Annotated in this window: 32 protein-coding genes; 10 read left to right on the top strand and 22 right to left on the bottom strand. The window is 72.7% G+C overall.

The genetic code is table 11. The features are described from left to right. Window positions 1-94: 94 nt before the first annotated feature. The 14 genes from ACZ5GH_RS10020 to ACZ5GH_RS09955 all read right to left on the bottom strand — a co-directional run bounded on the left by ACZ5GH_RS10020 (window position 95) and on the right by ACZ5GH_RS09955 (window position 5671). Window positions 95-280 carry a hypothetical protein gene (locus tag ACZ5GH_RS10020; protein WP_464333965.1) on the bottom strand — a complete coding sequence of 62 codons (186 nt, stop codon included), beginning with the start codon at window positions 278-280 and terminating at the stop codon, window positions 95-97. After that, window positions 277-561, bottom strand: a complete 285-nt coding sequence (locus tag ACZ5GH_RS10015) for a WhiB family transcriptional regulator (RefSeq protein WP_464333964.1) — start codon at window positions 559-561, stop codon at window positions 277-279. Before ACZ5GH_RS10015 ends, ACZ5GH_RS10020 begins: the two co-directional genes overlap by 4 nt. Continuing rightward, entirely contained in the window at window positions 558-1010 is a 453-nt protein-coding gene (locus tag ACZ5GH_RS10010) for a hypothetical protein (protein ID WP_464333963.1), read from the bottom strand. Before ACZ5GH_RS10010 ends, ACZ5GH_RS10015 begins: the two co-directional genes overlap by 4 nt. Continuing rightward, window positions 1007-1726: an exonuclease domain-containing protein gene (locus tag ACZ5GH_RS10005; protein ID WP_464333962.1), complete on the bottom strand. Its 720-nt coding sequence runs from the start codon at window positions 1724-1726 to the stop codon at window positions 1007-1009. Before ACZ5GH_RS10005 ends, ACZ5GH_RS10010 begins: the two co-directional genes overlap by 4 nt. Beyond that, the gene (locus ACZ5GH_RS10000; protein WP_464333961.1) at window positions 1723-2415 is read right to left on the bottom strand and encodes a hypothetical protein; all 693 of its coding nucleotides are present in this window, start codon (window positions 2413-2415) and stop codon (window positions 1723-1725) included. Before ACZ5GH_RS10000 ends, ACZ5GH_RS10005 begins: the two co-directional genes overlap by 4 nt. A gap of 29 nt (window positions 2416-2444) precedes the next feature. After that, complete coding sequence (locus ACZ5GH_RS09995; RefSeq protein ID WP_464333960.1) at window positions 2445-3317, bottom strand: PD-(D/E)XK nuclease-like domain-containing protein; 873 nt, start codon at window positions 3315-3317, stop codon at window positions 2445-2447. Further along, window positions 3314-3553 (bottom strand): hypothetical protein, encoded by a 240-nt coding sequence (locus tag ACZ5GH_RS09990; RefSeq protein ID WP_464333959.1) that lies wholly within the window; start codon window positions 3551-3553, stop codon window positions 3314-3316. The genes ACZ5GH_RS09995 and ACZ5GH_RS09990 overlap by 4 nt, the downstream gene beginning before the upstream one ends. Next, window positions 3550-3708, bottom strand: a complete 159-nt coding sequence (locus ACZ5GH_RS09985) for a hypothetical protein (RefSeq protein WP_464333958.1) — start codon at window positions 3706-3708, stop codon at window positions 3550-3552. Before ACZ5GH_RS09985 ends, ACZ5GH_RS09990 begins: the two co-directional genes overlap by 4 nt. Next, window positions 3705-3878: a hypothetical protein gene (locus ACZ5GH_RS09980; protein ID WP_464333957.1), complete on the bottom strand. Its 174-nt coding sequence runs from the start codon at window positions 3876-3878 to the stop codon at window positions 3705-3707. Before ACZ5GH_RS09980 ends, ACZ5GH_RS09985 begins: the two co-directional genes overlap by 4 nt. Beyond that, a complete protein-coding gene (locus ACZ5GH_RS09975) occupies window positions 3878-4123 on the bottom strand; it encodes a hypothetical protein (protein ID WP_464333956.1) in 246 nt (81 codons plus the stop codon). Before ACZ5GH_RS09975 ends, ACZ5GH_RS09980 begins: the two co-directional genes overlap by 1 nt. Window positions 4124-4137: 14 nt before the next feature. Beyond that, complete coding sequence (locus tag ACZ5GH_RS09970) at window positions 4138-4314, bottom strand: hypothetical protein (protein WP_464333955.1); 177 nt, start codon at window positions 4312-4314, stop codon at window positions 4138-4140. A gap of 11 nt (window positions 4315-4325) precedes the next feature. Further along, complete coding sequence (locus ACZ5GH_RS09965; RefSeq protein WP_464336812.1) at window positions 4326-5108, bottom strand: phage antirepressor; 783 nt, start codon at window positions 5106-5108, stop codon at window positions 4326-4328. 123 nt (window positions 5109-5231) lie between these two features. Beyond that, complete coding sequence (locus tag ACZ5GH_RS09960; RefSeq protein WP_464333954.1) at window positions 5232-5378, bottom strand: hypothetical protein; 147 nt, start codon at window positions 5376-5378, stop codon at window positions 5232-5234. Continuing rightward, a complete protein-coding gene (locus tag ACZ5GH_RS09955) occupies window positions 5378-5671 on the bottom strand; it encodes a helix-turn-helix domain-containing protein (protein ID WP_464333953.1) in 294 nt (97 codons plus the stop codon). The genes ACZ5GH_RS09960 and ACZ5GH_RS09955 overlap by 1 nt, the downstream gene beginning before the upstream one ends. Before the next feature lie 279 nt (window positions 5672-5950). Here ACZ5GH_RS09955 and ACZ5GH_RS09950 point away from each other — a divergent pair, with 279 nt between their 5' ends. Both ACZ5GH_RS09950 and ACZ5GH_RS09945 read left to right on the top strand, forming a co-directional pair. Continuing rightward, on the top strand, window positions 5951-6343 hold the full coding sequence (locus ACZ5GH_RS09950) for a helix-turn-helix domain-containing protein (RefSeq protein WP_464333952.1): 393 nt from the start codon (window positions 5951-5953) through the stop codon (window positions 6341-6343). A gap of 133 nt (window positions 6344-6476) precedes the next feature. Beyond that, the gene (locus ACZ5GH_RS09945; RefSeq protein WP_464333951.1) at window positions 6477-6746 is read left to right on the top strand and encodes a hypothetical protein; all 270 of its coding nucleotides are present in this window, start codon (window positions 6477-6479) and stop codon (window positions 6744-6746) included. Window positions 6747-6815: 69 nt separating this feature from the next. Here the strand turns inward: ACZ5GH_RS09945 and ACZ5GH_RS09940 are convergent, their stop codons facing one another. Both ACZ5GH_RS09940 and ACZ5GH_RS09935 read right to left on the bottom strand, forming a co-directional pair. Further along, window positions 6816-7001, bottom strand: coding sequence for a hypothetical protein (locus tag ACZ5GH_RS09940; RefSeq protein WP_464333950.1), 186 nt, complete (start codon window positions 6999-7001; stop codon window positions 6816-6818). A 72-nt stretch (window positions 7002-7073) separates the two neighbouring features. Further along, window positions 7074-7742: a hypothetical protein gene (locus ACZ5GH_RS09935; protein WP_464333949.1), complete on the bottom strand. Its 669-nt coding sequence runs from the start codon at window positions 7740-7742 to the stop codon at window positions 7074-7076. A 47-nt stretch (window positions 7743-7789) separates the two neighbouring features. On the opposite strand from ACZ5GH_RS09935, the gene npdG reads away from it, so the two are divergent. Further along, window positions 7790-8482, top strand: a complete 693-nt coding sequence (gene npdG, locus ACZ5GH_RS09930) for an NADPH-dependent F420 reductase (RefSeq protein WP_387748698.1) — start codon at window positions 7790-7792, stop codon at window positions 8480-8482. 112 nt (window positions 8483-8594) lie between these two features. Next, on the top strand, window positions 8595-8780 hold the full coding sequence (locus ACZ5GH_RS09925) for a hypothetical protein (RefSeq protein ID WP_387748700.1): 186 nt from the start codon (window positions 8595-8597) through the stop codon (window positions 8778-8780). A gap of 34 nt (window positions 8781-8814) precedes the next feature. Here ACZ5GH_RS09925 and ACZ5GH_RS09920 read toward each other — a convergent pair whose 3' ends face one another. Continuing rightward, window positions 8815-9630: a site-2 protease family protein gene (locus tag ACZ5GH_RS09920; protein WP_387748702.1), complete on the bottom strand. Its 816-nt coding sequence runs from the start codon at window positions 9628-9630 to the stop codon at window positions 8815-8817. A 198-nt stretch (window positions 9631-9828) separates the two neighbouring features. Here ACZ5GH_RS09920 and ACZ5GH_RS09915 point away from each other — a divergent pair, with 198 nt between their 5' ends. Further along, the gene (locus ACZ5GH_RS09915; protein ID WP_387748704.1) at window positions 9829-13230 is read left to right on the top strand and encodes an AfsR/SARP family transcriptional regulator; all 3402 of its coding nucleotides are present in this window, start codon (window positions 9829-9831) and stop codon (window positions 13228-13230) included. A 186-nt stretch (window positions 13231-13416) separates the two neighbouring features. Here the strand turns inward: ACZ5GH_RS09915 and ACZ5GH_RS09910 are convergent, their stop codons facing one another. From ACZ5GH_RS09910 to panB, 3 genes are all read right to left on the bottom strand, one after another. After that, window positions 13417-14250 carry an ABC transporter permease gene (locus tag ACZ5GH_RS09910; protein WP_387748706.1) on the bottom strand — a complete coding sequence of 278 codons (834 nt, stop codon included), beginning with the start codon at window positions 14248-14250 and terminating at the stop codon, window positions 13417-13419. Further along, window positions 14247-15269, bottom strand: a complete 1023-nt coding sequence (locus ACZ5GH_RS09905; RefSeq protein ID WP_464333948.1) for an ATP-binding cassette domain-containing protein — start codon at window positions 15267-15269, stop codon at window positions 14247-14249. Before ACZ5GH_RS09905 ends, ACZ5GH_RS09910 begins: the two co-directional genes overlap by 4 nt. A 176-nt stretch (window positions 15270-15445) precedes the next feature. Next, entirely contained in the window at window positions 15446-16315 is an 870-nt protein-coding gene (panB, locus tag ACZ5GH_RS09900; protein WP_464333947.1) for a 3-methyl-2-oxobutanoate hydroxymethyltransferase, read from the bottom strand. A gap of 302 nt (window positions 16316-16617) precedes the next feature. Between panB and ACZ5GH_RS09895 the strand changes: the two genes are divergently transcribed. The 3 genes from ACZ5GH_RS09895 (at window position 16618) to ACZ5GH_RS09885 (ending at window position 20363) form a co-directional block, all read left to right on the top strand. Next, complete coding sequence (locus tag ACZ5GH_RS09895) at window positions 16618-18225, top strand: MFS transporter (protein ID WP_464333946.1); 1608 nt, start codon at window positions 16618-16620, stop codon at window positions 18223-18225. A 165-nt stretch (window positions 18226-18390) separates the two neighbouring features. Continuing rightward, entirely contained in the window at window positions 18391-19020 is a 630-nt protein-coding gene (locus ACZ5GH_RS09890; protein WP_387748714.1) for a TetR/AcrR family transcriptional regulator, read from the top strand. A gap of 284 nt (window positions 19021-19304) precedes the next feature. Next, entirely contained in the window at window positions 19305-20363 is a 1059-nt protein-coding gene (locus ACZ5GH_RS09885; protein WP_464333945.1) for an endonuclease/exonuclease/phosphatase family protein, read from the top strand. A gap of 59 nt (window positions 20364-20422) precedes the next feature. Here the strand turns inward: ACZ5GH_RS09885 and ACZ5GH_RS09880 are convergent, their stop codons facing one another. Continuing rightward, entirely contained in the window at window positions 20423-22177 is a 1755-nt protein-coding gene (locus tag ACZ5GH_RS09880; protein WP_464333944.1) for an NAD+ synthase, read from the bottom strand. 217 nt (window positions 22178-22394) lie between these two features. On the opposite strand from ACZ5GH_RS09880, the gene ACZ5GH_RS09875 reads away from it, so the two are divergent. Both ACZ5GH_RS09875 and ACZ5GH_RS09870 read left to right on the top strand, forming a co-directional pair. Further along, the gene (locus ACZ5GH_RS09875; protein ID WP_387748720.1) at window positions 22395-23756 is read left to right on the top strand and encodes a glutamine synthetase family protein; all 1362 of its coding nucleotides are present in this window, start codon (window positions 22395-22397) and stop codon (window positions 23754-23756) included. A 163-nt stretch (window positions 23757-23919) separates the two neighbouring features. Next, complete coding sequence (locus ACZ5GH_RS09870) at window positions 23920-25242, top strand: hypothetical protein (RefSeq protein ID WP_464333943.1); 1323 nt, start codon at window positions 23920-23922, stop codon at window positions 25240-25242. Window positions 25243-25319: 77 nt separating this feature from the next. On the opposite strand, the gene ACZ5GH_RS09865 is transcribed toward ACZ5GH_RS09870, so the two are convergent. Beyond that, on the bottom strand, window positions 25320-26108 hold the full coding sequence (locus tag ACZ5GH_RS09865; protein ID WP_387748724.1) for a class E sortase: 789 nt from the start codon (window positions 26106-26108) through the stop codon (window positions 25320-25322). Window positions 26109-26194 lie beyond the last annotated feature (86 nt).

The following is a 26194-nucleotide window of genomic DNA, read 5'->3' as shown; positions in this document are numbered from 1 at the left end:
GCCGGTGTGTGGTCGGGGCAGCGGGGCCCCGGGATGTAGGGCCGGGCCGGCTGCCTGCAGTACTCGCGCACCGCGGGCAGCCACTGGCCGCAGATCACGCCGGAGCCTGGTCGAGGCCGAGCGCGGCCAGCAGCAGGGCCAGGTCGGCCTTGTCGCGGGCCATGCCCTCGAGGTAGCGGCGGGCCGCCGCCAGCGTCGCCTCCGGCAGCGGCGGGGCCACCAGCGAGACGCTGTACGCCTCCGCCCGCTCCGCCGGATCCGTGTACCGCCGCGCCGTCACGCCGCCACCCGCTTCCGGGCCTGCACGACCGGATCGGCCGCGGCCCGCTCGGCCGGGGTCATCGCCCCGCGCACACCGAACCGCATGTCCGCCGGGACCCCCGACTCCAGCCGCAGGGCCTGCGTCCCGCACTCGCGCCGGACCGGGCAGCTTCGGCATCCGGCCTTCGCCGCCTCAACAGCGAAGAGCCTTGCCGCCGCAGGACGAATCTCCTCCGGGAACCAGCCGTCCGGGTCCGAGCTGCACAGCGCCCGCTGGCGCCAGTCGAGGTCGTCGCTCATGCCGCCCACCGCCCCGACCACTTCCGAACCGTGTCCGGATCCACGCCCAGCTGCCGCGCGGTCTCCGTCATCGTGTAGCCCTGTCCGAGGTGGATCTCACGGGCGAGCTGCATCCGCTCGGACAGCAGCACCCGCTCAGCCCCGAGGCCCGCCGGTGGCTCGACGTCCGCAGCGAGACTGCGGATCCGCAACCGGGGCCCGGTCACGACCGGCGGCGCGGGTCGGCCGTGCTCATCCCAGGTGATGAACCCGAGCGCGTCCTCAACTGAGGCGTCGGGATCGACCATGGCGGCGAGGATCACGATCACGGCGAGCAGGCCCTGCCGGTCCAGGCGACGGGTGTGGTGCTCGATGTCGTGCCGGTCACCGTCGCCGTTGACGACGCAGGCAATGCGGGCCGCGACCGGCATCAGGCGTTCCACGAGGGCGCCGTTCTCCTCGGGGGTCACGACGCCACCCCCTGCCGGGGGATCAGCGGCCACGAGCCGTCGACCACCGCGGTCGGGTCGCCGTGGCTCCGCTTGTACGCCTGCCGAGCCGCCGCCCGCTCCGCCGCCCAGCCGACCTGCGCCTCGTGGACCTCGGCCAACGTCATGGCCTGCAGCTGCGGAAAGTGCCCGACGATTCGGTACATCACCGCAGCCGCAGCAGCCGCGTCGGCGTCAGCCCGATGCGGGCCCTCGTGCTCGACCTCGTAGTGCCTGCACAGGTCCTCCAGCCGCCGACGGCCCTCACGGACCGGGTCGAGCTTCCAGTCGAGCAGCAGCGGGTCCAGGACCATCATCGGCCAACGCGGGTGTACCTCAGGTGCCTTGTAGGAGGCCCTGTAGAGCTCGGAGGCGATCACCGTCAGGTCGAACGGGGCGTTCGCCACGACCACCGCCGCCTGGTCATCGGCGGCCACCGAGACCAAGCCCGCGACAGCGTGCGCAACCTGACCCGCGGGCTGCCCGTACCGGTGCGCGTGCCGGGTCGTGATCCCGTGCACGGCCGTTGCCTCGGCCGGGATCGGCTGCCGGCCGGCGTCCGCCAGCCACGTCCGGGTCTCGAACGGCACCCCGCGCACGCACCACGCGGTCGCCGCCGACACGATTCGGTCGGACTCGACGTTCAGGCCAGTGGTCTCCAGGTCCACCGCCAGGCACTCATCCGTCCACCAGCTCACTCCGCACCCCCAACCTGCGGCCACGCGGGCAGGTGCGGCTCCTCGACCGGGGCGTCGTACTCAACGTCGGCCCACGGGTCGGACGGTTCGGCCTGAGCCGCGGCCGGCGTCGCGCCGGTGATCTCCGCGAGGGTGACGCGGGCGCTCTGCACGACCGCCTCCGCAACGTCGGAGCGCAGTTCCTCCGAGGCGTACGGCATCGCGTACAGCACGTCCGAGGCGATCAGCCGGCAGATCTCACCCGTCGCCCGGGCGATCAGCATGGTGCCGGGCTGCTTCTTCCACTGGTCCTTACCGGTCAGCCCGAGCTGCTGGGCCCGCTCGATCGTCCACGTCACCTCCTGCCAGCCGTCGGCACCGAGCCGGCGGCCGCGCATCCGGCAGATCTGCGGCGTCGACTCGACCAGCTCGACCTCGTGACCGTGGGACTGCACCAGGCCACGCATCGCGTGCGCCCTCAGCGCCGGCGTGCCCTGGATGACGTCCATCGACCGCAGCGTCGCCATCGGCTGAAGACCCAGCTCGATCCCCGCGAGGATCGCCGCGGTGATCTCGGCCGGCTTCCCCCGCAACGACGCCGGAACGAACGACGTGTTCGCCAGGTTGGTGGCGATCCGCTCCGCCTGCTGGGCCTCACGAGCCCACGCCATCAGCACGCTCTCGGCCGGCGGCTCCACAACGGTCGCCACGGGCTGCGCTTCACGAACAGCGATGTCGGTCACTGCATGCTCTCCAGTTCGCTCTTCTCGGCCCACGGGGGAAGCGACACGAGGCCGGGCTGGGTCTCGCCGTAGCCGGGCCAGTACCCGGACTCCACGCACTCGCGGTACAGGGCCAGGGCCTGCCGGTTGCGGTGGTGGCCGATCCGCAGGGTCACCGCGGTCATCTCGACCACGTGCACCAGGTACGGTGCCGCCTTCTCCTGAAAGACCAGCAGGAACGCGGGCTCCTCGATCAGGCCGAGAGCGCGGGCACCGGCCCGGTACCAGTCGCCCTGCAGGTGGTAGCCGTAGTTCAGGATGGTCTTCGAGATCGCCTCGTCGGAGGCGTCCGTCGTGGTCTTGTAGTCGGCCAGGATCCGGCCGACCCGCCAGTCCGGACGGGCCCGCCGCCACACCCCGGTGGCCTCGTCCCGCCAGAACAGGGACTCCTCCGCGACGCCGGCGCCGCTGAACAGCGGACCCGCGATCGGGTGGCGGCGGATCGCATCGGCCATCGCCTGCACCACCGCGTAGTCCCGCGGCAGCAGCGGCACCATGCCCCGCGCCCGGGCCTCGTCGGCGGCGGCCTTCGCCGCGTTCGTCCGCCACGAGTCCGCGTCGACCACCACGATGCCATCACCCCGGCCGAGGACCTCCTGGTGTGCGGCCGTCCCGAAATCGAACTCCGCCTTCGGGGCCTGCCGGTGGTCCTGCTCCCAGCGGAACTTCGCGGGGCACTCCAGCAGCCGGCGGGCACCGGTCGACGAGAGGGAGCCACCCGGCACCGGGTCCGCGTGGTACTGCTCGTTGGTCATCTCGTAGACGCCAGGCTCGGTGATGATGGGCCCGGCAGCCGGGGCCAGGCGCCCCGGCAGCTCGGTGATCGTCATCGCGCGGCCTCCTTGCCGGCCGCGGCAGCGATGGAGTCGCGCCACTCCTGGACGCCCGCGAGGAGGCTGTCGGCGACCTTGAGCATGTCGGCGGTGCGCATGCCCGGCGGCTGCTCGATGTGGAACTCGTCCGCGCCGAACGGGTGCTTGTCCATGCGGAACATCAGCGTTCCGATGCCGCTGGTGTAGTAGTCGATGCTGCTGGTCGGCGTCCAGAACGTCTTGGTCACGCTCATCGGTTGTTCTCCTTGTCGCGACGGGCGGACACGTAGCGGATCTGCTCCGGCGTCACCTCGGCGGCCCGCACCGGACGCACCCGGCGACGAGCCCGCCAGTCCGCCCACAGCAGCAGCACGAACGCGCCGACCAGCAGGCCGATCAGGGCGATCACTGGACCTCACCCCGCAGCCACCGCTCCCGCAGACGGGCCACCTCGGCCGCGTACCGCAACTGCACGTCCTCCGGCCACCCCCACAGGTCGTCGCCGTAGAGGTCCATGAACCGCTCCATCAGGTCGACCTCGGCGGCCATCTCCCGGCGCACCGGCAACTCGCCGGCCATCACGCCGCCACCCCCGAGCCCAACACCCGCTCCAGCCCGGCAACCTGCAGCTTGGCCACGCACAGCTCGTGCACCAGACCCTCGATCGTCGCCTGCATCGACCCGAACAGCCGCGCAGCCTCCACCGACTCCATGAACGCGCCCGGACGGGCCTGCAGGGCGTTCGCCCGATCCACCACCCGCTGGGCCGCGACGATCAGCGACCCCTCCAACAGGCCGGCATCCGCCGCCTCCTGCAGCGACATCACCCCCGGCGCGCTCACCGGGCACCGCCCGTCCGCGCCTCGTACTCGGCGACCAGCGCGACCGTCTGCGGCGACCAGGACGGCAGCGCCGGCAGCGGCCCGCACAGCGTCTCCAACCACGGGTCGTCCATGACCAGCTGCACGACCGGCACCGCCAACTCCTCGACCAGCGAGTCGATCAGCGTGTCCAACTCCTGCCCCGTCACGCCGCACCGCCGATCGCGTCGCGCATCTCCGCCTGCCGCTTCGCGATCCGCTTCTGGATCAGCTCCATGCCCCGCGGCGTCACGTGCAGCGTGTAGTGCGCGCACTCCCCCCACGAGTGCGTCACCACGGTCTCCGTCGCCGTGAAGTGCCCCGCGAACTGCGCGTAGAAGTCCCACAGGCTGGCACCGCACACCGCCTGCCGGCGGTACACCAGGTGCTCGTCCACGAGGAACGTCCGCAGGTCCCGCTCACGCCAGCCGAGCAGCTTCGCCGCCTGCCGCACCAGCACGTCGCCCTCACGAGCCGCGAGGTACGTGTCGTGAGCGAGCGCCTTCGGCTCCAGCTCCGCGACCCGCTCGTTCAGCTCGATCTCCCGGTCCGCCGCCGCCAGCAGCGCGGCAGCCACCGCCCGACGCCCCTCCGGCGTCGCCATGTCCGGCAGCACCGGCACGACCGGCGCCACCGAGTACGAGCCCGTACGGCGGATCGACGGCAGAACCTCGTGCGTCACCCAGCGCTTGAACCGCTGAGCGCCATCGACGCGGCTCCGCAGGATTGCGCTGTACAGGCCGGGCTCGTTGATGACGACGAACTGCTGCTCGCCGCCAGGGGTGTGCAGACTCTGCACACCCTTCTCGTCGTCCGCCAGCGTCCTGGTCATCGCCGAGGTAGCGGAGTAGCCGAGGACGGTGGCGACGTCGGCCGCAACGAACCACGGCTCCTCGTTGGTCATCGCCACCCGGACCGGGGTATCGGTCTCCGGGAAGCGGTAGGGCATGATGGACACAGGTCCACCTCTCCTTCTTGCTGTTCGTGTGGTGGTGGGCCGCTGGGCCTTCGCGGGCGGCATCCGGGTGCGACCGGGCTGCCGGGCGGAGGCCCGACCCATGTCAGGGGTGGCTCAGGCGGCTTCGGGCTCACACTTGGGAGGCCGCGAGTCCTGCTGGAGCTCCGGTTCCTGTTGCTGAGGCAGGAGGCCGAGCAGCAGGACCAGGCGCCTCGCCTGCTCGGGCGTCGGGGGCCCGTAGATCGCGAACAGGTCGGCCATCAGCTGGCCTCCTTCTGTACCGAGGTGAGCGCCCGGCTTGCTGTCGTGCGCTCGGCCGGGGCCCAGAGAATGAGCAGGTCCACCCCGATGCGGTCGGCGATAGCGCCCGCTACCTCGGCGGTTGCGGTCTCCTGCGCGCCGATCAGGAGCTTTCCAACGAAGCTGTGATGGACGCCAGCTACCTGGGCGAGCTCTCGGGTGGTGGTGCGCGTTCCATCTCCCGTGTGCTGCATGAGCGTGCGCAGTAGTTCGGAAGACCTGAGCTGGAAGCGCACCGTGAGGGTGTTGGACACGTCGGTTGTCCTCCTGCAGCGAATCGCTCCCCTGTGGGAGTGGGTTAAGCATTGCACTGCGGGAGCGGCTTGTCTACTCCATGGGAGTGGCATTGGCGGATCGGCGCGGGAGTGGCGTGAACACGACCACATGCCTCAATGCGCCCTAGCGCGCCACTCCCGTGAGATAGACAATTTGTCCCCGGCGTGGAGTACGCGCCACGATGACCAGTGCGCCCAGTGAGATGTGTGCGCCATCAGGTAGACGCGACCACGAGGGGTAGAGAGATGATGACTGTCATGACCGACGTGAAGCGGGGCGAACTCTCCCGACTGTGCAAGAGCCGGCGCGAGGAGTTGGGCCTGTCAATGGCCCAGCTGGCCGCAGCCTCCGGGGACCCCTCGATGTCCTCGTCCTGGGTCACCCGACTTGAGAATGGCCAGCTCCGGGACATCCCCCGCCGGGAGCGCATCGCGGCTCTGGCGCTCGGCCTGCAGCTCTCGTATCAGACCGTGGCCCGGGCCGCCGCGCGGCAGTTCCTTGATGTCGAAGACGATGCGGTCTGGTCTGCGGACGGGACTGTGCGTGCGGTTGTCGACCGTATGGGCGAACTGGACGAGACGGGCCGGCGCGAGCTGGCTCAGATCGCCGAAATGTTTTCGCGGAGGCCCGGCCACGGTTCGAGTACATGAGGATTCATCACCTCCGCATCTAGCGGATGTCAGTGGTGCGCGGCATGATGTCGAAACCGCCTGGGGGCGCCTACGTATGCACCCTGGTTCCGCCATGCCCTCACGTGGCGGAGCCTCAGATGAAGGGGGCCGTGTGCCGCACCTCAATGACCGATCGCCCATTGTGCGGATAGAGGTGGTAGACCACCTGCCGAACGGCCGCTTGGTGGCGCGCCTCGAGGCGCCTCACTGCACGACCTTCGTCGTCAATGGGGAGGGCCTTCCCGAAGAGGTCAAGCCGTACTTCGAGGAGATGGAAGGCCTCATGCGGGAGGCAGTGGAGTCCGCGCTGTGGAACCGCAACCCGCTGCCGCCGCCGCCCGGCGATAGTGGCGATCCCGAGCCCGGGGAGGGCGAGGAGTAGCCCAGAACCCACGAGCCCCGTTCGCTGGTTACGCAGCGCAACGGGGCTTTTTGGTGTTCGGTAGATCCCTTACCCGCGACATGTGGGCACGGCGACGAGGGTCAGGAAGCTGCCGAAGCTGGTGACGCAGCCGGAGGTCCACAGGTAGCGGAAGTCGCGCGAGGCGCGCCAGGGGGACAGGTCGGGCGTCAGTGAGCCCAGCAGCTTCCGGGCGCGCCCGGGCACGGGGGGATGCGGGGGTTCGTCGTCGTTCACGAACCGTCATCCTCGGACGGCGGTCGCCCTTCCCGCAAAGGGTTTTCGACCGCCCGGTGGGCCGGCGGCCGGCTACCAGCGGCTGATCTCGGGCGTCGAGGTCAGCCGCCCGGCGAGCGCGGCGAGCCGGTCCAGGACGGAGCGGCGGCCGGCCCGCTGCCCGGCGGCGAGGCTGACCAGGTGCTGGGCGAGGTCGAAGGGCTGCTCGGCGGCGGTGCCGACGGTCAGCCGCTCGTGGGCGAGCTCGCGGAGTTCGCCCAGGCCGCCGGCGTCGGCGGGCCCGCCGGGCGCGCCGTCTCCGTCAGGGCCGACGAGCCCGCGGCACCCGGCCGGGGCGCCCCCGTCCAGCGCCAGCACCGTCGCCCCCTGCCGCCGGGCGTCGTGCACCCGCTCCAGCAGCGGGGCGCCGACCGCCTCGGGGACCACCACCAGCACGGTGGCGCCGCGCCCGGCCTCGGTCAGCCGCCGCAGGTCGTGCGTCAGGTGGGCGGGGGCGTCGGCCGGCGGTCGGTGCCGCAGCAGGGTCGGTGCCAGCCGGGGGACGTCCGACCAGGCGGCCTCGTCGTCCAGGTGGGCGGCCAGGTGCCAGGGCTCGTACGCCTCGGTGCCGACCAGCAGCAGCCCGCTCGCCCCGCGCCGTTCCACCGAGCGGCGCAGCGCCCCGGCGAAGCCGCCGACCGCCTCCAGCCAGCCCGTTCCCGTCAGCCGTTCCCGGAGTGCCGAAACTCTCACCGCGTCCATGCGGGCCAGGATGTCCCGCCGGGCCGGGGATTTGGCAGGATCGGCCCATGACTTCCCTCGATTCAGTGACGAACCCGGCCCACGAGGTGCCGGACGTCTCGCAGCTGGTGGTCGGTGTCCTCGGCGGCACCGGCGACCAGGGGCGGGGCCTGGCCCTGCGGCTGGCCAAGGCCGGCCAGCAGGTGATCATCGGCTCCCGCGACGCCGCCCGGGCCGGGGCCTCGGCGGCCGAGCTGGGCCACGGCGTGCGCGGCGCCGACAACGCCACCGTCGCCCGGGAGAGCGACGTGGTGATCATCGCGGTCCCGTGGGACGGCCACGCCGCCACCCTGACGGCGCTGCGCGAGGAGCTCGCGGGCAGGATCGTCGTCGACTGCGTCAACCCGCTGGGCTTCGACAAGCAGGGCGCGTACGCGCTGAAGCCGGAGGAGGGCAGCGCCGCCCAGCAGGCCGCCGCGCTGCTGCCGGACTCCCGGGTCACCGCGGCGTTCCACCACCTCTCGGCGGTGCTGCTCCAGGACGAGTCGGTGGAGACCATCGACACCGACGTCATGGTGCTCGGGGACGACCGGGAGGCCACCGACGTCGTCCGCGGCCTGGCCGCCCGCATCCCCGGGATGCGCGGCGTCTACGCGGGCCGGCTGCGCAACGCCCACCAGGTGGAGGCGCTGGTGGCCAACCTGATCTCGGTCAACCGCCGCTACAAGGCCCACGCGGGCCTGCGGATCACCGACGTCTGAGCAGGAACCCGCCGTGTCGACCTCACCCCTGGACGGGCTCCGGAGGTGAGGTCGGCGACAATGGGTGGCGGCCGTGACCCGGCCGCCCGCACCCGTTTAGGAGCTCGCCGCCATGCCTCGCACGTCCGTCTTCGCCCTGGCCGCCGTCGTCCTCGCGCTCGTGGCCCTCGTGGTCTCGCTGGTCCAGGGCTTCTGGGTGGGGCTGATCTGGCTGCCGCTGGCCGGCGTGGCCAGCAACGTGCTGTGGATGGACCGCCGCCGCGCCAGGATCGCCGCGGCCGCCGCCGAGCAGGGCTGACGCCCCGGCCCCGGCCGGAGCCCCGGACCGACGGTCAGTTCTTCCAGAAGCTGAACAGGTACCGGCCGAGCGTCGCGTAGTCCTGGTCCACGCCGAACAGGTTCATCAGGCCGTGGACGATCCCGAAGAAGAAGTCGTTCACCTGGGGCTGCCACAGCAGCGCGAACACCGCGAGCATCCCGTACGGGGCGAACGGCTCGACCGCGCGCCGGGTCCTGTACGACAGCCAGGGCTCGACGATCCCGTAGCCGTCCAGCCCGGGCACCGGCAGCAGGTTCAGCACCGCCGCGCTCAGCTGGAGGAAGCCGAGGAAGCCCAGCGCGCCGGAGAACGGCGAGATGATCAGCTCGTAGCCGTTCCAGTACGCGTGCACCGTCGGATCGTCCAGCCAGCCGGCGCCGATCGGGATCAGCAGCACCGCCGCGAAGAGCAGGTTGACCAGCGGGCCGGCCGCCGAGATCAGGCTGTGCTTGAGCCGGCCCTTGATCCGGTGCCGCTCGATCCAGACCGAGCCGCCGGGCAGGCCGATGCCGCCGAGGATCACGAAGACGATCGGCAGCACGAAGCTGAGCAGCACGTTGGTGTACTTCAGCGGGTTGAGCGTGAGGTAGCCCTTGGCGCCGACGGTGATGTCGCCGCCGTGCAGCGCGGTGCGCGCGTGGGCGTACTCGTGCAGGCAGAGCGAGACCATCCAGCCCGCGACCACGAACAGGAACACCCCGAACGAGGCGTTGCCGTAGCCCTGGAACACCGCCCAGCCGGAGGTGCCGAGGACGGCGAGGAGCACCCAGAACACCGGGCTGATCCGGCGGTCCTCGCTGCGGGAGCGCGGCGTGGCGGCGAAGGTCATGGTGTGGGTGCTCCCGTGGGCAGGGGAAGTGGGGCGGATACCGGCCGGGGTCGATCATGCCGGGCGGGCCGGTGACCGGACAAGCCGCTCCGGGTGAACGTCCGGGCGCGCGGTGGCGTTCCACCCTACGTGCCCCGGCCGGGGCGGGCCCAGCACAATTGTGCGGCCCCGGCCGCGCGGATCGACCAGAATGGTCCGGTGTACTACGGCATTCTCGGGACGACGACGGCCCACCACGACGACGGCACCCCGGTACCGATCGGCGGCGCCCGGCTGCGGGCCCTGCTCGCGGCCCTGGCCCTGCGGCAGGGCCGGCCGGTCCCGGCCGACCTGCTGGTGGACGAGGTGTGGGAGGCCGAGCCGCCGCAGGACTCCTCCGCCGCGCTGCAGACGCTGGTCGGCCGGCTGCGCCGCACCATCGGCCGGGACGAGGTCGGCTCCGGCCCGGCCGGGTACTGGCTGACCGGCCCGGCCACCGACCTCGCGGACTTCCAGCGGCTGACCGGCGAGGGCCGCCGCGCCCTGGACGCCGGGGACGACGCGCTCGCCGCCGAGCGGCTGCGGGCCGCCCTGGCGCTGTGGCGCGGCCCGGCGCTGGCCGACCTGCCGGACCGCACCGGCCCGGCCGTCCGGCTGGAGGCCCAGCGCGAGGAGGCCCGCCGCCACCGGATCACCGCGGACCTCGGCCTCGGCCGGGCCGCGGAGCTGGTCGCCGAGCTGGCCGAGCTGTGCGAACGGCAGCCGCTGGACGAGTCGTTGCAGCTGCTGATGATCCGGGCGCTGCACGAGGGCGGGCGGACGGCCGAGGCGCTGCGCCACTACGAGCGGACCAGGCGCGCGCTGGCCGAGGAGCTCGGGGTCGACCCGGGCCGCGGACTCCGCGCCCTGCACGCCGAGTTGCTCGCCCCGACCGTCCGGGAGACGCCCGCGCCGGAGCCGGTGCGGGCCCCCGCCGCCACCCCGGCGCCCGCTCCGCCGCCCACCCAGGCGCCCGCTCCGCCCCCGGCCCCGGCGCCCCGACTCCCGCGCCCCGTCGGCAATCTGCGCGGCCGGCTGACCAGCTTCGTCGGTCGCGAGGACGATCTGGCCGCATTGCGCGGCATGCTGACGGACCGTCGGCTGGTGACCCTGACCGGACCCGGCGGCTCCGGCAAGACCAGCCTCTCGACCGAGGCCGGCCGCGCCGAACAGGCCGCCGGGGCCTGGCCGGACGGCGTCTGGGTGGCCGAACTCGCCCCGCTGGAGAGCCCGGACGCGGTGCCCGCCGCCGTGGTCTCGGCGCTCGGCCTGCGCGAGATCGTGCTGCACAGCACCAGCATGGTCGCCGAGGTGATCGAGAAGCGCGCCGAGGACCCGGTGCGCCGGCTGGTCGAGCACTGCGGCCACCGCCGGATGCTGCTCGTCCTGGACAACTGCGAGCACCTGGTCCAGGCCGCCGCCGACCTCGCCGACGTCCTGCTCGCCGAGTGCCCCGGGCTGACCGTGCTCGCCACCAGCCGCGAACCGCTGGGCGTGCCCGGCGAGACGGTGCTGCCGGTCGAGCCGCTGCCCGACCCGGTCGCGCTGCGGCTGTTCACCGAGCGCGCGGCCGCCGCCCGTCCCGGCTTCGACCCGGGGAGCGACCCGGAGGCCTGCGCCGAGATCTGCCGCCGGCTGGACGGTCTGCCGCTGGCCATCGAACTGGCCGCCGCCCGGCTGCGGGTGATGACCGCGCGCCAGATAGCCGACCGGCTGGACGGCCGGTTCGCGCTGCTCACCGCGGGCAGCCGCACCCTGCTGCCGCGCCAGCAGACCCTGCGCGCGGTGGTCGACTGGAGCTGGGACCTGCTGGGCAAGCGGGAGCGGGCGGTGCTGCGCCGGCTCTCGGTGTTCGCGGGCGGCTGGCAGCTGGAGGACGCCGAGGCGGTCTGCGGCGACGGCGTCGAGGTGCCCTCCGGGGAGGTCGCCGACCTGCTGCTGTCGCTGGTCGACAAGTCGCTGCTGGTGGCCGACCTGGACGGGGCCAGCCTGCCGCGCTACCGGATGCTGGAGACCATCCACGAGTACGCGACCGAGCGCCTCGCCGAGTCGGCCGCCGAGCGCGCCGCCACCGAGGCCCGCCACGTGGCGCACTTCCGCACCATGCTCACCGTCGCCGACGGGCAGATCCACGGCCCCCGCCAGCTGCACTGGCTGGCCGTGCTGGAGCGCGAGCAGGACAACATCCGGACGGCGCTGCGCCGGGCGATCGACCTGCGGGACGAGGAGCAGGCGCTGCTCATCGCCCTCGGCATGAGCTGGTACTGGTCGCTGCGCGGCTACAGCATGGAGGCGCGCACCTGGTACAACGCGGTCGTCGCGCTCGGCCCGGACCCGTTCGGCCCGGACGCCCCGCCGCCGGTGCCGCTGGAGCGCGGCGTGCTCTCGTACGAGCTGCCACTGCCCGCGGAGGTGGTCGAGGAGGCCCGCCGGCTGCTCGCGATGTACCGGCTGATCGGGCTGTTCGAGGGCAACCTGGACGTCCTCGGCGACCCGGAGGCGGTCGACGTCGCCCAGCGGATGCTGGACGCCTACACCCCGGACCTGCCGCAGTCCTACCGCTTCCCGGCGCTGATGCGGGTGTTCGGGGCCTTCCTGGCCGGCCGCCTGGAGATGATGAAGGACCTGCTGGACGACGCCGTGCGCGGCTGCGAGCAGTACGGCGAGCTGAGCGACCTGGCGTTCATCCTGCAGGTCCGGGCCAGGATGATGAACGACTGGCCGAGCGGAACCGAGCAGAGCATCCAGGACGGCGAGCGCTCGCTGGAGCTGTACCAGCGGGCGGGCGACCTCTGGGGGATCTCCCAGGCGCTGGCCGCCCACGGCGAGTCGCTGTCCAACCGGGGCGAGTCCGCGGCCGCCGTGGAGGCGTACCGGCGGGCGATCGAACTGGCCGAGGAGCTGGGGGCGCCGCAGGAGGTGCCGATGCTGCGGGTGCACCTGGGCACCGCCCTGCTGGAGCAGGACATGGACGGCGGCGAGCGGGTGATCCGGCAGGCCTTGGCCTGCATCGAGAGCCCGGGCGTCAACCAGTCCACCACCGGGGCGCTGATGTTCGGCCACCTGACGCTCAGCGGCATCCACACCCAGCGCGGCGAGTACGACCGGGCGCTGGCCGAGCTGGACGCGCTGGACCTGGTCCGGGTGGGCGGCTTCGCGCCGAGCCTGGTGTCCGGGCTGCTGCTGAGCTCCCGGGGCTGGATCATCGGCAGGGCCGGAGACCCGGACACGGGCTTCGCGATGCTGCGCGAGGGCCGGCGGCAGCTGCGGGCGATGGCGGCCGCGAGCGGCTTCGCCGAGCACATGACCGTCATGGTGGTGCCCGCGGTCACGGCGGTGCTGTGCGCCTTCGCCGAGCGCGACGGGGACCTGGAGCGGGCCCGGGTGGCGGCCGTGCTGTGCGGCGCGCACGGCGGACTGAACGGCCCCAAGGGCGGCTACCTGGAGCGGGTCGAGCGCGAGCGCACGGAGGCCGTCCTGCGCCGGCTGCTGGGCGACGCCGGGTTCGAGGAGGCCCGGTCGGGCGGGGTCGGGATGACCCAGGAGCAGACCCACGAACTGCTGGAGCGGCTGATCGGCTGAGGCCCGGACGCCCCGGCCCGGTACGGGCCCGGACGGGTGGGCCGGGGGGAGGGCCAGTGCGGCCGGTGCCCGTCCCCTGGTCACCGGCCGCACGGGCCCGTACGACGGCCGGCGCCTGTCCCGGGCGCCGGCCGCCCCGTTCCGCCGACCCTCCCCCCCGACCGGGGCCGGCGGTGGTCGCGCGGATCAGGTCCGCTTGCGGAAGCGGGCGACCGCCAGCGGGGCGAACACCGCGGTGACGGCGGCCGACCAGATCAGCACGATCATCACCGGGTGGGCCACCGGGCCCTGGCCGTTGAGCAGGGCGCGGGAGGCGTCGGCCAGTGCCGAGAGCGGGTTGACCTTGGTGAAGGACTGCAGCCAGCCCGGCATGGTGTCGGTCCGGGCGAAGATCGAGCTGCCGAACTGCATCGGCATCAGGACCAGCATGGCCACGCCCTGGACGGCCTGGGCGCTGCGCAGGGCCATGCCCAGCAGCATCGAGATCCAGACGATCGACATGCCGAACACCAGGCCCAGGCCGATCGTGGCCAGCACCTCCAGCGGACCGGTCTTCACCTCGAAGCCGATGCACATCGCGAAGCCGATCAGGATCGCGAAGGAGAGCAGCCCGCGGAGGGTCTCGGCGACGATCTTGGACAGCAGCACCGAGGCCCGGCCGATCGGCAGGGTGCGGAAGCGGTCCATCACGCCGGTCTGGAAGTCGCTGTTGAGGCCGGTGCCGACGGCCATCGCGAGGGTGAGGCCGGTCTGCCCGAGCAGACCGGGGATCAGGTACTGCTTGTAGGTGTCCTGGTCGCCGGCCATGGCGCCGCCGAAGACGTAGACGAACAGCACGGTGAAGATGATCGGCATCAGCACGGCGTCGAACATCGACTCCGGGTCGGCCTTGATCCGCATCAGGTTGCGCCGGGTCAGCGCGCCGACGTGGCGCAGGGTGCCGGCCAGGCCGATCCGGGAGTCCTCCGCCGGCGGCCGGGTGTCCCGGCCGCGGGAGGGGGCGAGCGTGGCGGTGGTCATGCGACGGGCTCCTTGGCGAGGCTGGGGGCGGGCGCCGCGGCGGCCGCGGGCTTGCCGGTGATGGCGAGGAAGACCTCGTCCAGGCTGGGCACCTTGGTGTCGATGCCGGCGATCGCGAAGCCGCGGGTGCCGAGCACCCCGATCACCGCGGTCAGCTGCTCCTCGCCGGTGATCGGCACCGCGAGCAGGCCGGTGTCGGTGGAGACGGTGGCGCTGGTGATGCCGCTCTCGCGCAGGCAGCGGGCCATCTCGGGCAGCTCGGCCGGGTGGGTCGGGCGGATCTGGAGGGTCTGGCCGCCGACCTTGGCCTTGAGCTCGGACACCAGGCCGTTGGCGATCACCTTGCCGCGGTCGATGACGGTCAGCTCGTTCGCGAGCTGCTCCGCCTCCTCCATGTACTGGGTGGTCAGCAGCACGGTGGTGCCCTCGGCGACCATCCGCTGCACCTCGTCCCAGACCTCGTTGCGGGTGCGCGGGTCCAGACCGGTGGTGGGCTCGTCCAGGTAGAGCACCCGGGGGCGGCCGATCATGCTGGCGGCCAGGTCGAGGCGGCGGCGCATGCCGCCGGAGTAGGTCTTGGCGGGCCGCTTGGCGGCCTCGGTGAGCGAGAAGCGCTCCAGCAGCTCGACGGCCCGGGCCCTGGCCTCCCGGCGGGGGAGGTCGAGCAGCCGGCCGATGAGGTAGAGGTTCTCGTACCCGGAGAGGAGTTCGTCCACCGAGGCGTACTGGCCGGTCAGGCCGATCGTGCGGCGCAGCTGCTTGGGCTGGCGCAGCACGTCGTAGCCGCCGACGTACGCGGTGCCGGCGTCCGGCTTGATCAGCGTGGAGAGGATGCGCACCAGGGTGGTCTTGCCAGCGCCGTTGGGGCCGAGCACCCCGAGGACGGTGCCCTCCCGCACGGTGAGGTCGACCCCGTCGAGGGCCTTGGTGGTCCCGTAGTGCTTGACGATGCCGTGCACCTCCACGGCGTTCCCGGAGGTGGTTCCCCGGTCGTTCGGGGCTGTCGCGATTCGTGTCATGCCCCCAGGCTGTCCGCCCCGGCTGTCACCTCCCTGTCGGCCCGGGCGGTGCGCTGCCAGCCCGCTGTCAGGCCGCTGTCACCGGCCGCCCGGACGGGGACCGGGCATGCCCGAGGCGGGCCCCGGGCATGCCGAAGGCCCCGCTCCGGTCCGGAGCGGGGCCGTACGGGGGAGCGTCAGTGGAAGCTGTGCTCCGCGGCGGGGAAGGCGCCGGTGCGCACGTCCTCGGCGTACGCGCGGGCGGCGTCGCCGAGGACGGTCCGCAGGTCGGCGTACTGCTTGACGAACTTGGGCACCCGGCCGGCGGTCATGCCGGCCATGTCGGTCCAGACCAGGACCTGGGCGTCGGTGTCCGGCCCGCCGCCGATGCCGACGGTCGGGATCGCCAACTGCTCGGTGACCTGGGCGGCCAGCTCGGCCGGGACGGCCTCCAGGACCACCGAGAAGGCGCCCGCCTGCTGGACGGCCTTGGCGTCGCGCAGCAGCTGGTGCGCCGCCTCGTCGCCGCGGCCCTGGACCGGGTAGCCGCCGAGGGCGTGGACGGACTGCGGGGTGAGGCCGATGTGGGCCATCACCGGGACGCCGGCCTCGACCAGCAGCTCGATCGAGCGGGCGCTGCGCTCCCCGCCCTCCAGCTTGACCGCGCCGACCCCGGCCTCCTTCATCAGCCGGGCCGCGTTGTGCATGGCCTGGGCGGGGGACTCCTGGTAGGAGCCGAACGGCAGGTCGGCGACGATCATGGCCCGCTTGGTGCCGCGGACGACGGCGGCGGAGAGCATCACCATCTGATCCATGGTCACCGGGACGGTGGTCTCGTAGCCGAGGTGGCAGTTGCCCGCCGAGTCGCCGACCAGCAGCACCGGGATGCCGGCCTCGTCGAACACGCCCGCGGTGAGGGCGTCGTAGGCGGTGAGCATCGACCACCGCTCGCCGCGCTGCTTGGCCGCGGCGAGGTCGCGGACGGTGACGCGGCGGTTGGTGACCCCACCGTAGAGGGTGGCGGTCGACGCCTGGTTCTGGGCAGGCGGAGGCGTAGAAGCGTTCATCGAACGGACTCCTGAAGGGTTGTCGTCTCGTGGCGCCGTACGGCGTCCCCGGATCCCCTCCATGCTTGCACGCCCCGGCGCCCGCGCAAAGAGGGGTGCGTTCGTCCCGGTGCGATCCACGCCACACCGGGTGCGCGGGCGGGTGGGCGCCGGGGTGGACGACCGGCCTCGAATTTGCCGGTTCTTTGCGAAACGGGTTCGTCTCGTATCGAATTTCCGGCTACTCTGGGTCCGGGGGGTTACGAGACGCATGCGGCTCGGAATTGCCCGCCAGTGCCACACCAACACGGACGGGAAGACCAATGACCACCGCAGCCGCGCCACCTCGGGTGCCGGAAGCCATCCACCGCCGGCGCTGGGCGATCCTCGGCACCCTGCTGCTCGCCCTGCTCGTCGTCGTGCTCGACAACTCGATCCTCAACGTCGCGATGAAGACCATCGCGACCCCCGCGCCGGTCGGTCTCGGGGCCACCCAGAGCGACCTGGAATGGTCGATCAACTCCTACACCCTGGTCTTCGCCGGGCTGCTGTTCACCTCCGGCCTGCTCGGCGACCGGTTCGGCCGCAAGCGCGCGCTGCTGGCCGGCATGGTGGTCTTCGGCATCGCCTCGCTGCTGTCCGCGCTGGCCGCCTCGCCCGGTGAACTCATCGGCTACCGCGCCCTGATGGGCGTCGGCGGCGCGCTCGCGATGCCCGCCACGCTGGCGATCATCATGAACGTCTTCGAGCGCTCCGAGCAGCCCAAGGCGATCGGGATCTGGGCCGGCGCGGTCGGCCTGGCCATCGCCATCGGCCCGATCACCGGCGGCCTGCTGATCGAGCACTTCTGGTGGGGCTCGGTCTTCCTGGTCAACGTCCCGATCGTGGTCGTCGCGGTGATCGCGATGGTCGTCCTGGTCCCCGAGTCCAAGGACCCCGATCCGGGCCGGATGGACCCGGTCGGCGTGCTGCTGTCGATCGTCGGCCTGGTCGCGCTGATCTACGGCATCATCAAGGGCGGCGAGCTGGCCGACTTCACCGCGGTCGAGGCCTGGGCGCCGACGCTGGTCGGCGTGGTCGCGCTGGTCGCCTTCGTCTGGTTCGAGCGCCGCACCGCGTTCCCCGCGCTGGACGTGACCTGGTTCCGCAACAAGGTGTTCAGCGCCTCCGTGGTGGTCGTCGGCGTGGTCTTCTTCGCGCTGATGGGCGTCTCGTTCTTCGGCGTCTTCTACATCCAGAGCGTGCGCGGCTACAGCGCCCTCCAGGCCGGCGTGCTGATGCTGCCGCTGGCCGCCGCCCAGCTGGTGTTCGCCCCGCGGGCCCGGCTGGTGGTCGACCGGCTCGGCGTCGCCGTCACCGCCACCGGCGGCATGCTGCTGGTCGCGGTCGGCTTCCTCGGCTACGTCGTGCTGACCGCCACCACCCCGATCTGGGTGCTGGTCCTGCTCGGCCTGGTGATGGGCGCCGGCATGGCGCACGTCATGCCGCCGGTCACCGTCGCGATCATGGCCTCGCTGCCCCGGGAGAAGGCCGGCGCCGGCTCGGCCGTCAACAACACCTTCCGCCAGGTCGGCGGCTCGCTCGGGGTCGCCGTGCTCGGCGCGGTGCTGTCCACCGTCTACCGCGACGGGATGGCCGACACCCTGACCCGCCTGCCGGAGGGGCTGCGCGACAAGGCCGGCGAGTCGCTGGAGGCCACCCTCGCCATCGCCGACCGGATCCCCGGCGGCCAGGCGCTGATCACCCCGGCGAACGACTCCTTCATCCACGCCATGCACGTGGTGGCCTCGCTCTCGGCGGGCGTCTCGGTGATCGGCGCCGTCGTCGCCTGGCTGCTGCTGCCGCGCCGGTCGGCCGCCCCCGCGGGCCCGGCCGGTCCGGTCCCGGAGCCGGCCGGCCGGGAGCGGGAGGCCGCGGCCGCGGACGCCTGACCAGCGGCCGGGCCGCTCCGCGACTGAGTGACAATGGCCCTGTCACCCGGGTACGCCCCGGGTGACAGGGCCTCGGTCCAGGGCAGCGCCGCTGCCGTCGGACCCACCGAGGGACACACCACGGCGCCAGCGCGGCCGGGGGACAGCGAGGGAGAGACAGCGGGGATGAAGACGGACACGCCGACCGCCGACACCGGGCAGTCCTGCGCGGAGGTGCGCCGTGGCCGGCCCCGCAGCGAGGCCGCCGAACAGGCCATCTTCACGGCCGTCGAGGAGCTGATGGCCGGCGGCACCGCGCTGTCCGAGCTCACCATCGAGGGCATCGCCGCGGCCGGCGGGGTCGGCAAGGCCACCATCTACCGGCGCTGGTCCAACAAGGAGGCCCTGCTGGTCGACGTGGTCAGCCGGCTGGAGGAGCCGCTGCCGGAGCCCACCGGCGCCGGCGCCCGGGCCGACCTGATCGCGCTGGTCGACCACATCCGCCGGCGCGGCCTGGCCAAGCGCACCCGCTGGGTGCTCAAGGCCGCCCTCGGCCAGATGCAGACCCTGCCCGAGTTGTACTCCGCCTACCGGGACCGGGTGATCAAGCCGCGCCGGGAGGTCGGGCTCCGGCTGATCCGCCAGGCCGTCGCCGAGGGCGTGATCCGCGACGACCTCGACCTGGACCTGCTCAACGACCTGCTGATGGGGCCGATCCTCTACCGCAGCATCCTGTGGGACGACTCCGACCTGGAGGACCCGGACCTGGCCCGCAAGCTGGTCGACTCGGTGCTCGAAGGCCTCGGGCCGCGCTGACCGCGCTGACGCCGTCCGAGCGCGCTCGACCGCGCTCGACGCGCCCAGTACGCGCTCCGTACGCGGCCTGGGGCGCGACCCGGTCCACGGGCTCGGACGTGCCCCCTGACGTGGCCTCGCTCACCAAACCGGGCCGCGCCGGAACCCGTCCAGCCGGGACCGGCGTCTGTCCCGGCATAGGCTGAGCCGGGATCCGACCACACCGGCACCGGTCCGGTGGGTACCCGCACCTTCGACGGGACGGCCCCCGGAGCGGCGACGGCACGAGCGACGGGAGCCACTTCATGGCGCAGGCGGACAGGACCGAGCGGATCGCGGCCCCCGGGGGCGGCGCCGACGGCCCGGCCCCCGCGGCGCGTCGCGGCGACTTCCTCGGCCTGCGCCACTGGGGCCGGGACGCCCGCGGCAGCAACACCTGGCGGCGCGGCCTGGTGACCGCCGTGCCGGCCGTGCTCACGGCGGCGCTGCTGGCCTTCCACGCCGAGGTGACCAACAGCGCCGGCAACCTCGGCAGCCTGCTGGAGACCTTCCTGCCCTGGCTGGGCCTGGCCGTCCCGGTGCTGCTGGTGCCCGCGCTGCTGCGCCGCTCCGCCACCGCGCTGATCGCGCTGCTGCTGCCCCTCGTGCTCTGGGTCAACCTGTTCGGCGGCCTGCTGTCCGACAAGAGCGGCGGCAAGGGCGACTGGACGGTGGTCAGCCACAACGTCGCCGCGGCCAACACCGACGTGCCGGGCACCATCCGCACCCTGGTGGACTCCGGCGCCCAGATCGTCGCCCTGCAGGAGCTGGCCGGCCGGCAGCTGCGCGCGTACGAGACCGGGCTCGCGGACGCCTACCCGCACCACATCGTGCAGGGCACGGTCGGGCTCTGGTCGAAGTACCCGCTCGACGACGTCGCCCCGGTGAACCTGAGGATGGGCTGGACCAGGGCGTTCCGGGCCGAGGTCACCACCCCGCAGGGGCCGCTCGCGGTGTACGTGGCGCACCTGCCCTCGGTGCGGCTGAAGGCCGAGGGCGGCTTCACCGTCAACCAGCGCGACCTCAGCGCCCAGGCGCTCGGCGACGCGATCCAGACCGAGCCACTGAAGAAGGTCCTGCTGCTCGGCGACCTCAACGGCACCATGAACGACCGCAGTCTGGCCCCGGTCACCTCGCAGATGCGCTCGGCCCAGGGCGCCGCCGGGGACGGCTTCGGCTTCAGCTGGCCGGCCGCCTTCCCGATGGCCCGGATCGACCAGATCATGAGCAAGGGCGGGCTGGACCCGGTCGACTCCCGCACCTTGCCCCGGGACGGCAGCGACCACCTCCCGGTGGCCGCCACCTACCGGTACCAGCCCCGCTAGCCGCGCCGCGGCGGCGGGTGGGGCGCCCCACCCGCCGCCAGGGTGAACCGCGCACAGGCCTAACCGCGCCGCCAGCGGTTGGTGATCGGCAGGCGGCGGTCCCGGCCGAAGTTCTTCGCCGAGACCTTCGGGCCCGGCGGGTACTGGCGCCGCTTGTACTCGGCGGTGTCGACCAGCCGGACCACCCGGTCCACCACGGCCGGGTCGAAGCCGGCCGCCACGATCGCGTCCCGGCCCTCGTCGTCCTCGATGTAGCGGGCCAGCACGGTGTCCAGCAGGTCGTAGTCGGGCAGCGAGTCGGTGTCCACCTGGTCCGGCCGCAGCTCGGCGGACGGCGGCTTGGTGATGGTGTTCTCCGGGATCGGCGGCACCTCGCCGCGCCGCCCGGCCTCCTCGTTGCGCCAGTGGGCCAGCCGGAAGACCAGCGACTTGTAGACGTCCTTGATGGGCCCGTAGGCACCCACCGAGTCGCCGTACAGGGTCGAGTAGCCGACCGCCAGCTCGCTCTTGTTGCCGGGCGCGAGCACGATGTGCCCCTCCTGGTTGGAGATCGCCATCAGCAGGGTGCCGCGCAGCCGGGACTGGAGGTTCTCCTCGGCCAGGCCGGTGAGTTCGGTGGCCGCCAGGTAGGCGTCGAACATCGGGGCGATGGAGACGGTCCGGAAGTTCACCCCGGTGCGGCGGGCCAGTTCGGCCGCGTCGTCCCGGGAGTGCTGGGAGGAGTAACGGCTGGGCATCGAGACGCAGTGCACGTTCTCCGGGCCGACCGCGTCCACCGCGATCGCGGCCACCAGCGCGGAGTCGATGCCGCCGGAGAGGCCGATCAGCACGGACCGGAAGCCGTTCTTGGCTACGTACGCCCGGGTGCCGGAGACCAGCGCGGCCCAGATCTCGGCCTCGTCCGACAGCCGCGGCGCCACCTCGGCGGTGAGCCGCCCGGCGGGCGCGGCCTGCGGTTCGCCGCCCAGCTCGGTGCGGACCAGGTGCAGCCCGTCGGTCAGCAGCAGGCCGTCGGTGTCGTCGCCCGACGCGGCCGGCAGGTCGAGGTCCAGCACCAGCAGGTGCTCCTCGAACTGCGGCGAGCGGGCCAGGACTTCGCCGTCCGCGCCGACCACGATCGAGTCCCCGTCGAAGACCAGCTCGTCCTGGCCGCCGACCATGTTGACGTAGGCCAGGGTGCAGCCCGCCTCGGCGGCCCGGCGCCGCACCAGCTCCAGCCGCTGGTCGTCCTTGTTCCGCTCGTACGGGGAGCCGTTGACCACCAGCAGCAGCCCGGCGCCGGCCTCGCGGGCGGCGGTGACCCGGCCGCCGTCCTGCCAGATGTCCTCGCAGATGGCCAGCGCGACGTCCACCCCGTGCACCCGCAGCACCGTCAGCTGGTCGCCCGGGACGAACCAGCGGAACTCGTCGAACACGCCGTAGTTGGGCAGGTGGTGCTTGGCGAAGCGGGTGACCACCCGGCCCCGGTGCAGCACGGCCGCGCAGTTCTGCGGGGAGCCGGCCGGGCGGTTGAAGCGCGGCGAGGCGTGCTCGGAGCGCCCCAGGTAGCCGACCACCACCGGGACCTCACCCAGCCCGTCGGCCGCCAGCCGGCCGGCCAGTTCGACCAGCGCGCCGCGGGAGGCCTCCACGAAGGAGCGGCGCAGGGCGAGGTCCTCCACCGGGTACCCGGTGAGAACCATCTCGGGGAAGGCGACCAGCTGCGCGCCGGCCTCCACGGCCTGCTTGGTCCAGCGCACCACCTCATCGCTGTTGCGGGCGAGGTCACCGACCCAGGGGTCGATCTGGCTCAGGGCGAGACGGAGATTGGGCATGCCCCGAGTTTATCGTCTAACTGACGCAATGTCCTGGGCAGGGTCGGCCGAGGGCGGCCGGGGGCGGGCGGGGGCCTGTGGCGGGGACGACGACAGGGGTCGGCGCTGCCGGGGCGGGCCGGGATCGGCCATGATGGGGGCAACCGCTTCACGAGGTCTTTCCGGGGGCCGAGGGGGGCGTAACACGAGCGTAAAGAGCAGAGGTGAGACTGTCCCCATGGGCAAGCAGCAGCAGTTCGTGCTTCGGACGCTCGAAGAGCGTGACATCAGGTTCGTCCGGCTGTGGTTCACCGACGTGCTCGGGTTCCTCAAGTCGGTCGCGGTGGCACCAGCCGAACTGGAGCAGGCCTTCGAGGAGGGCATCGGCTTCGACGGCTCGGCGATCGAGGGATTCGCTCGGGTGTACGAGTCCGACATGATCGCCAAGCCGGACCCGACCACCTTCCAGATCCTGCCGTGGCGCTCGGAGACCCCGGGCACCGCCCGGATGTTCTGCGACATCCTGATGCCGGACGGCTCGCCGTCCTTCGCCGACCCCCGGTTCGTGCTCAAGCGCACCCTGGAGAAGGCCTCCGATCTGGGCTTCACCTTCTACACCCACCCGGAGATCGAGTTCTTCCTGCTGAAGAACCTGCCCGGCGACGGCACCCCGCCGATCCCCGCCGACCAGTCCGGCTACTTCGACCACACCCCGCGCGGGGTGGGCCACGACTTCCGCCGCCAGGCGATCACCATGCTGGAGTCGATGGGCATCTCGGTCGAGTTCTCGCACCACGAGGGCGCCCCCGGCCAGCAGGAGATCGACCTGCGCTACGCCGACGCGCTCTCCACCGCCGACAACATCATGACCTTCCGGCTGGTCATGAAGGAGGTCGCGCTGGAGCAGGGCGTGCACGCGAGCTTCATGCCCAAGCCTTTCTCCGAGCACCCCGGCAGCGGCATGCACACCCACGTCTCGCTGTTCGAGGGCGACCGCAACGCCTTCCACGAGTCCGGCGCCGAGTACCAGCTGTCCAAGGTCGGCCGCTCCTTCATCGCCGGCCTGCTGCGGCACGCCGCCGAGACCGCCGCCGTCACCAACCAGTGGGTGAACTCGTACAAGAGGATCTGGGGCGGCTCCCAGCGCACCGCCGGGGCCGGCGGCGAGGCACCGTCGTACATCTGCTGGGGCCACAACAACCGCTCGGCGCTGATCCGGGTGCCGATGTACAAGCCGGGCAAGCAGGGCTCCACCCGGATCGAGGTCCGCTCCCTCGACACCGGCTGCAACCCCTACCTCGCCTACGCCGTCACCCTCGCGGCCGGCCTCAAGGGCATCGAGGAGGGCTACGAGCTCCCGCCCGGCGCCGACGACGACGTGTGGGCGCTGTCCGACTCCGAGCGCCGCGCCCTCGGCATCCAGCCGATGCCGCAGAACCTCGGCGAGGCCATCGACCTGATGCAGCGCAGCGAACTCGTCGCCGAGACCCTCGGCGAGCACGTCTTCGACTTCTTCCTCCGCAACAAGAAGCACGAGTGGGAGGAGTACCGCTCCGAGGTGACGCCGTTCGAGCTGCGGAAGAACCTCCAGGTGCTCTGATGATCAGTCAATCGGCTCGGGTCGTCCGGGGCGTGCGGGCGGTGTGCGTCCACGCACGTTAATCCGTTGGGCCAACGGGGTTACTCTGCAGCGGTGCGAGCCGTGGAGGGGTGAGCGAGAGGCGTATTCAGAAGATCCGTTTTGCGGATCATCCTGGAGTGTCATGCGTACTCGAATCACCACCCTGGCCCTGTCCGGACTGACCTCGGCCGCCCTTGTGTGGGGTGCCGGCTCCGCGGCCTACGCCTCGTCCTCCGTCGACCACCGCGCGGGCGCCGCATCGGCGGCGGCCCAGGGTGAGTGGGTCGACGGACTCCTCCGTCAGGCCGCGGAGGGCAACGGCAACACCACCCACGCCTGGACCTTCGGCAACCACGACGCCGCCCCGGCCAAGTCGGCGGGCCGTCAGGTCAACCGTTCGGACGGCGACACGGCCGCGGCGGCGCCCGGCGGTCAGGCGCCGGCCGCTGCCGAGGCGGTCCGGCCGGCCGACGAAGGCACCGGGCAGGCAGAGGAAGGAACCGAGCAGGACGAGGAGGGCCAGCCGAGCGAGGAGGACGCCGAGCGCGGGCGGGGCGGCGGCCAGTCGCCGATGCTCGGGTTCGCCGACGAACTGAGCGAGCTGAACGAACTGTCGGGCTTCACCGCCAAGCACTGCCACCACCACCAGCACCACCACGCCTGCCCCTGCCCCCCTGGCGACCACGGGGACCACGGCGGGCATGGGGACCACGGGGACCACGGCGGGCACGGGGGCAACGGCGGCAATGGCGGGAACGGCGGCAACGGCGGGAACGGAGGCAATGGCGGTAACGGCGGGAACGGGGGCAACGGCGGGAACGGTGGGAACGGGGGCAACGGGGGCAACGGCGGGAACGGTGGGAACGGGGGCAACGGCGGGGGCGGTGCCCCGCAGAGCCAGTCCCAGACTCAGAGCCAGTCCGAGGCCCAGAACCAGTCCCAGTCCCAGAACGGTCAGCAGAGCCAGGACCAGAACGTCAACGTGACGGTCGTCGTGCAGAACACCATCAACAACAGCCTCGACAACAGCGCGAACAACACCGCCAGCAGCAACGCCAACAACTCCGCGGCCAACTCCGCGACCAACTCGGCGAGCAACTCCGCGCAGAACACGGCGAACAACAGCCAGTCGGCCTCGCAGTCCAGCAACAACTCCAGCAACAACTCGAACAACAACTCCAACGTGAACAACGCCAAGTACGGCGCGGGAACGGTCCACCGGCCGACCCACCAGGGCCACCAGGGTCACGGGGGTCAGCAGGGCCAGCAGGGTCACGGGGGTCACGAGGGCCACCAGGGCCACGAAGGCCACCAGGGCAGCCACGCGGACGGGAACGGCTGGCACCACGGCGAGCTGGCCGAGACGGGGAGCGAGACCTCGCCGGTCCTGCTCGGCCTCTCGGCGGCGTTCGTCGCGGCGGGCGCGGCGGCCATGCGGATCGGCCGCCGCCGTCGCTCCTCCTGACCGGGCCGGAGCACTCGGTGACCGACGGGCGGTGCGCACGGCGCACCGCCCGTCAGTCGTGTGATCGTCGGACGGGCTCAGCGCAGCTCGGCGGGCGGCGTGCGGCCCGGGTCCATCGGCTCCTCCCGGACCAGGCTGCCCCAGACGGCCATCCGGTACAGCGAGGTGTAGACCGGCGTGCAGGTCGTCAGGGTGATGTAGCGGCCCGGCCCGCCGTACGGGGAGCCGACGGGCACCGGGGCGATGACGCCGATGTCCTCCTTGGACGTCTCGGGCAGCGTGGCGTCGACGCGGTAGACGTACCAGCGGTCCCGGGTCTCCACGACCAGTGGGTCGCCCGGCTTCAGCCGGTCCAGGTCGTGGAACTTCGCGCCGTGCCCGTCGCGGTGGGCGGCCAGGGCGAAGTTGCCCTGGGCCTCCCAGGGCATGGCCGCGCGGTACGGCGCGGTGTAGGCCCCGGCGACCCCCTTCGCGAGGGTGTCCGCGTCGGCACCGACCTCGATCAGCACCTGGTAGCCGGTGCCCAGGGCCGGGACGTGGAGGAATCCGACGGCGTCGCCCGGGCCGAACAGGGGCGGCGCGTCGGTCGGTGCGGCGGCTGGCGGTGCGGCGGGCGTCGGCGCGGGGGCGTCGGCCGGTGGGGCCGCCGGGGCCGTCCGGGCCGGAGCCGACCAGGACTGGCGCAGCCGCTCGGCGGAGGCGTCCGCGTGCCGGTCGGCCGTGAGGTTCGTCCACCACAGCGAGTGGACGACCAGCAGGGCGAGCAGCACGCCGACGGTGAACAGCAGGTCGCCGAGCACGCCGATCGCGAGCCGGTGGGGGCGCCGGCGCGGTGTTCGCCGCTCGGCCGGGTGCTCGGTCGCCATGGGTCGTCCCTTCGGACGGGAGTGCGGGAGAGCCGCGGGGCGTCCCGGCCGGCCATGCGTACTCCACCGCGCCCCCGAGCCGACGG

The organism is Kitasatospora sp. Xyl93 (assembly GCF_055383135.1).
Note: the sequence above shows the minus strand (reverse complement) of the source record. Positions and strands in the feature narration are given on the sequence as shown.

What these genes read in the sequence shown, in the direction of transcription:
- ACZ5GH_RS10015 (WP_464333964.1), bottom strand. Translation starts at nt 561, where the DNA reads ATGAGCGACGACCTCGACTGGCGCCAGCGGGCGCTGTGCAGCTCGGAC.
- ACZ5GH_RS09995 (WP_464333960.1), bottom strand. Translation starts at nt 3,317, where the DNA reads ATGACGATCACCGAGCTGCCGGGGCGCCTGGCCCCGGCTGCCGGGCCC.
- ACZ5GH_RS09990 (WP_464333959.1), bottom strand. Translation starts at nt 3,553, where the DNA reads ATGAGCGTGACCAAGACGTTCTGGACGCCGACCAGCAGCATCGACTAC.
- ACZ5GH_RS09980 (WP_464333957.1), bottom strand. Translation starts at nt 3,878, where the DNA reads ATGGCCGGCGAGTTGCCGGTGCGCCGGGAGATGGCCGCCGAGGTCGAC.
- ACZ5GH_RS09975 (WP_464333956.1), bottom strand. Translation starts at nt 4,123, where the DNA reads ATGTCGCTGCAGGAGGCGGCGGATGCCGGCCTGTTGGAGGGGTCGCTG.
- ACZ5GH_RS09965 (WP_464336812.1), bottom strand. Translation starts at nt 5,108, where the DNA reads ATGCCCTACCGCTTCCCGGAGACCGATACCCCGGTCCGGGTGGCGATG.
- ACZ5GH_RS09960 (WP_464333954.1), bottom strand. Translation starts at nt 5,378, where the DNA reads ATGGCCGACCTGTTCGCGATCTACGGGCCCCCGACGCCCGAGCAGGCG.
- ACZ5GH_RS09950 (WP_464333952.1), top strand. Translation starts at nt 5,951, where the DNA reads ATGACCGACGTGAAGCGGGGCGAACTCTCCCGACTGTGCAAGAGCCGG.
- ACZ5GH_RS09935 (WP_464333949.1), bottom strand. Translation starts at nt 7,742, where the DNA reads ATGGACGCGGTGAGAGTTTCGGCACTCCGGGAACGGCTGACGGGAACG.
- npdG (WP_387748698.1), top strand. Translation starts at nt 7,790, where the DNA reads ATGACTTCCCTCGATTCAGTGACGAACCCGGCCCACGAGGTGCCGGAC.
- ACZ5GH_RS09925 (WP_387748700.1), top strand. Translation starts at nt 8,595, where the DNA reads ATGCCTCGCACGTCCGTCTTCGCCCTGGCCGCCGTCGTCCTCGCGCTC.
- ACZ5GH_RS09920 (WP_387748702.1), bottom strand. Translation starts at nt 9,630, where the DNA reads ATGACCTTCGCCGCCACGCCGCGCTCCCGCAGCGAGGACCGCCGGATC.
- ACZ5GH_RS09910 (WP_387748706.1), bottom strand. Translation starts at nt 14,250, where the DNA reads ATGACCACCGCCACGCTCGCCCCCTCCCGCGGCCGGGACACCCGGCCG.
- ACZ5GH_RS09905 (WP_464333948.1), bottom strand. Translation starts at nt 15,269, where the DNA reads ATGACACGAATCGCGACAGCCCCGAACGACCGGGGAACCACCTCCGGG.
- panB (WP_464333947.1), bottom strand. Translation starts at nt 16,315, where the DNA reads ATGAACGCTTCTACGCCTCCGCCTGCCCAGAACCAGGCGTCGACCGCC.
- ACZ5GH_RS09895 (WP_464333946.1), top strand. Translation starts at nt 16,618, where the DNA reads ATGACCACCGCAGCCGCGCCACCTCGGGTGCCGGAAGCCATCCACCGC.
- ACZ5GH_RS09890 (WP_387748714.1), top strand. Translation starts at nt 18,391, where the DNA reads ATGAAGACGGACACGCCGACCGCCGACACCGGGCAGTCCTGCGCGGAG.
- ACZ5GH_RS09885 (WP_464333945.1), top strand. Translation starts at nt 19,305, where the DNA reads ATGGCGCAGGCGGACAGGACCGAGCGGATCGCGGCCCCCGGGGGCGGC.
- ACZ5GH_RS09880 (WP_464333944.1), bottom strand. Translation starts at nt 22,177, where the DNA reads ATGCCCAATCTCCGTCTCGCCCTGAGCCAGATCGACCCCTGGGTCGGT.
- ACZ5GH_RS09875 (WP_387748720.1), top strand. Translation starts at nt 22,395, where the DNA reads ATGGGCAAGCAGCAGCAGTTCGTGCTTCGGACGCTCGAAGAGCGTGAC.
- ACZ5GH_RS09870 (WP_464333943.1), top strand. Translation starts at nt 23,920, where the DNA reads ATGCGTACTCGAATCACCACCCTGGCCCTGTCCGGACTGACCTCGGCC.
- ACZ5GH_RS09865 (WP_387748724.1), bottom strand. Translation starts at nt 26,108, where the DNA reads ATGGCGACCGAGCACCCGGCCGAGCGGCGAACACCGCGCCGGCGCCCC.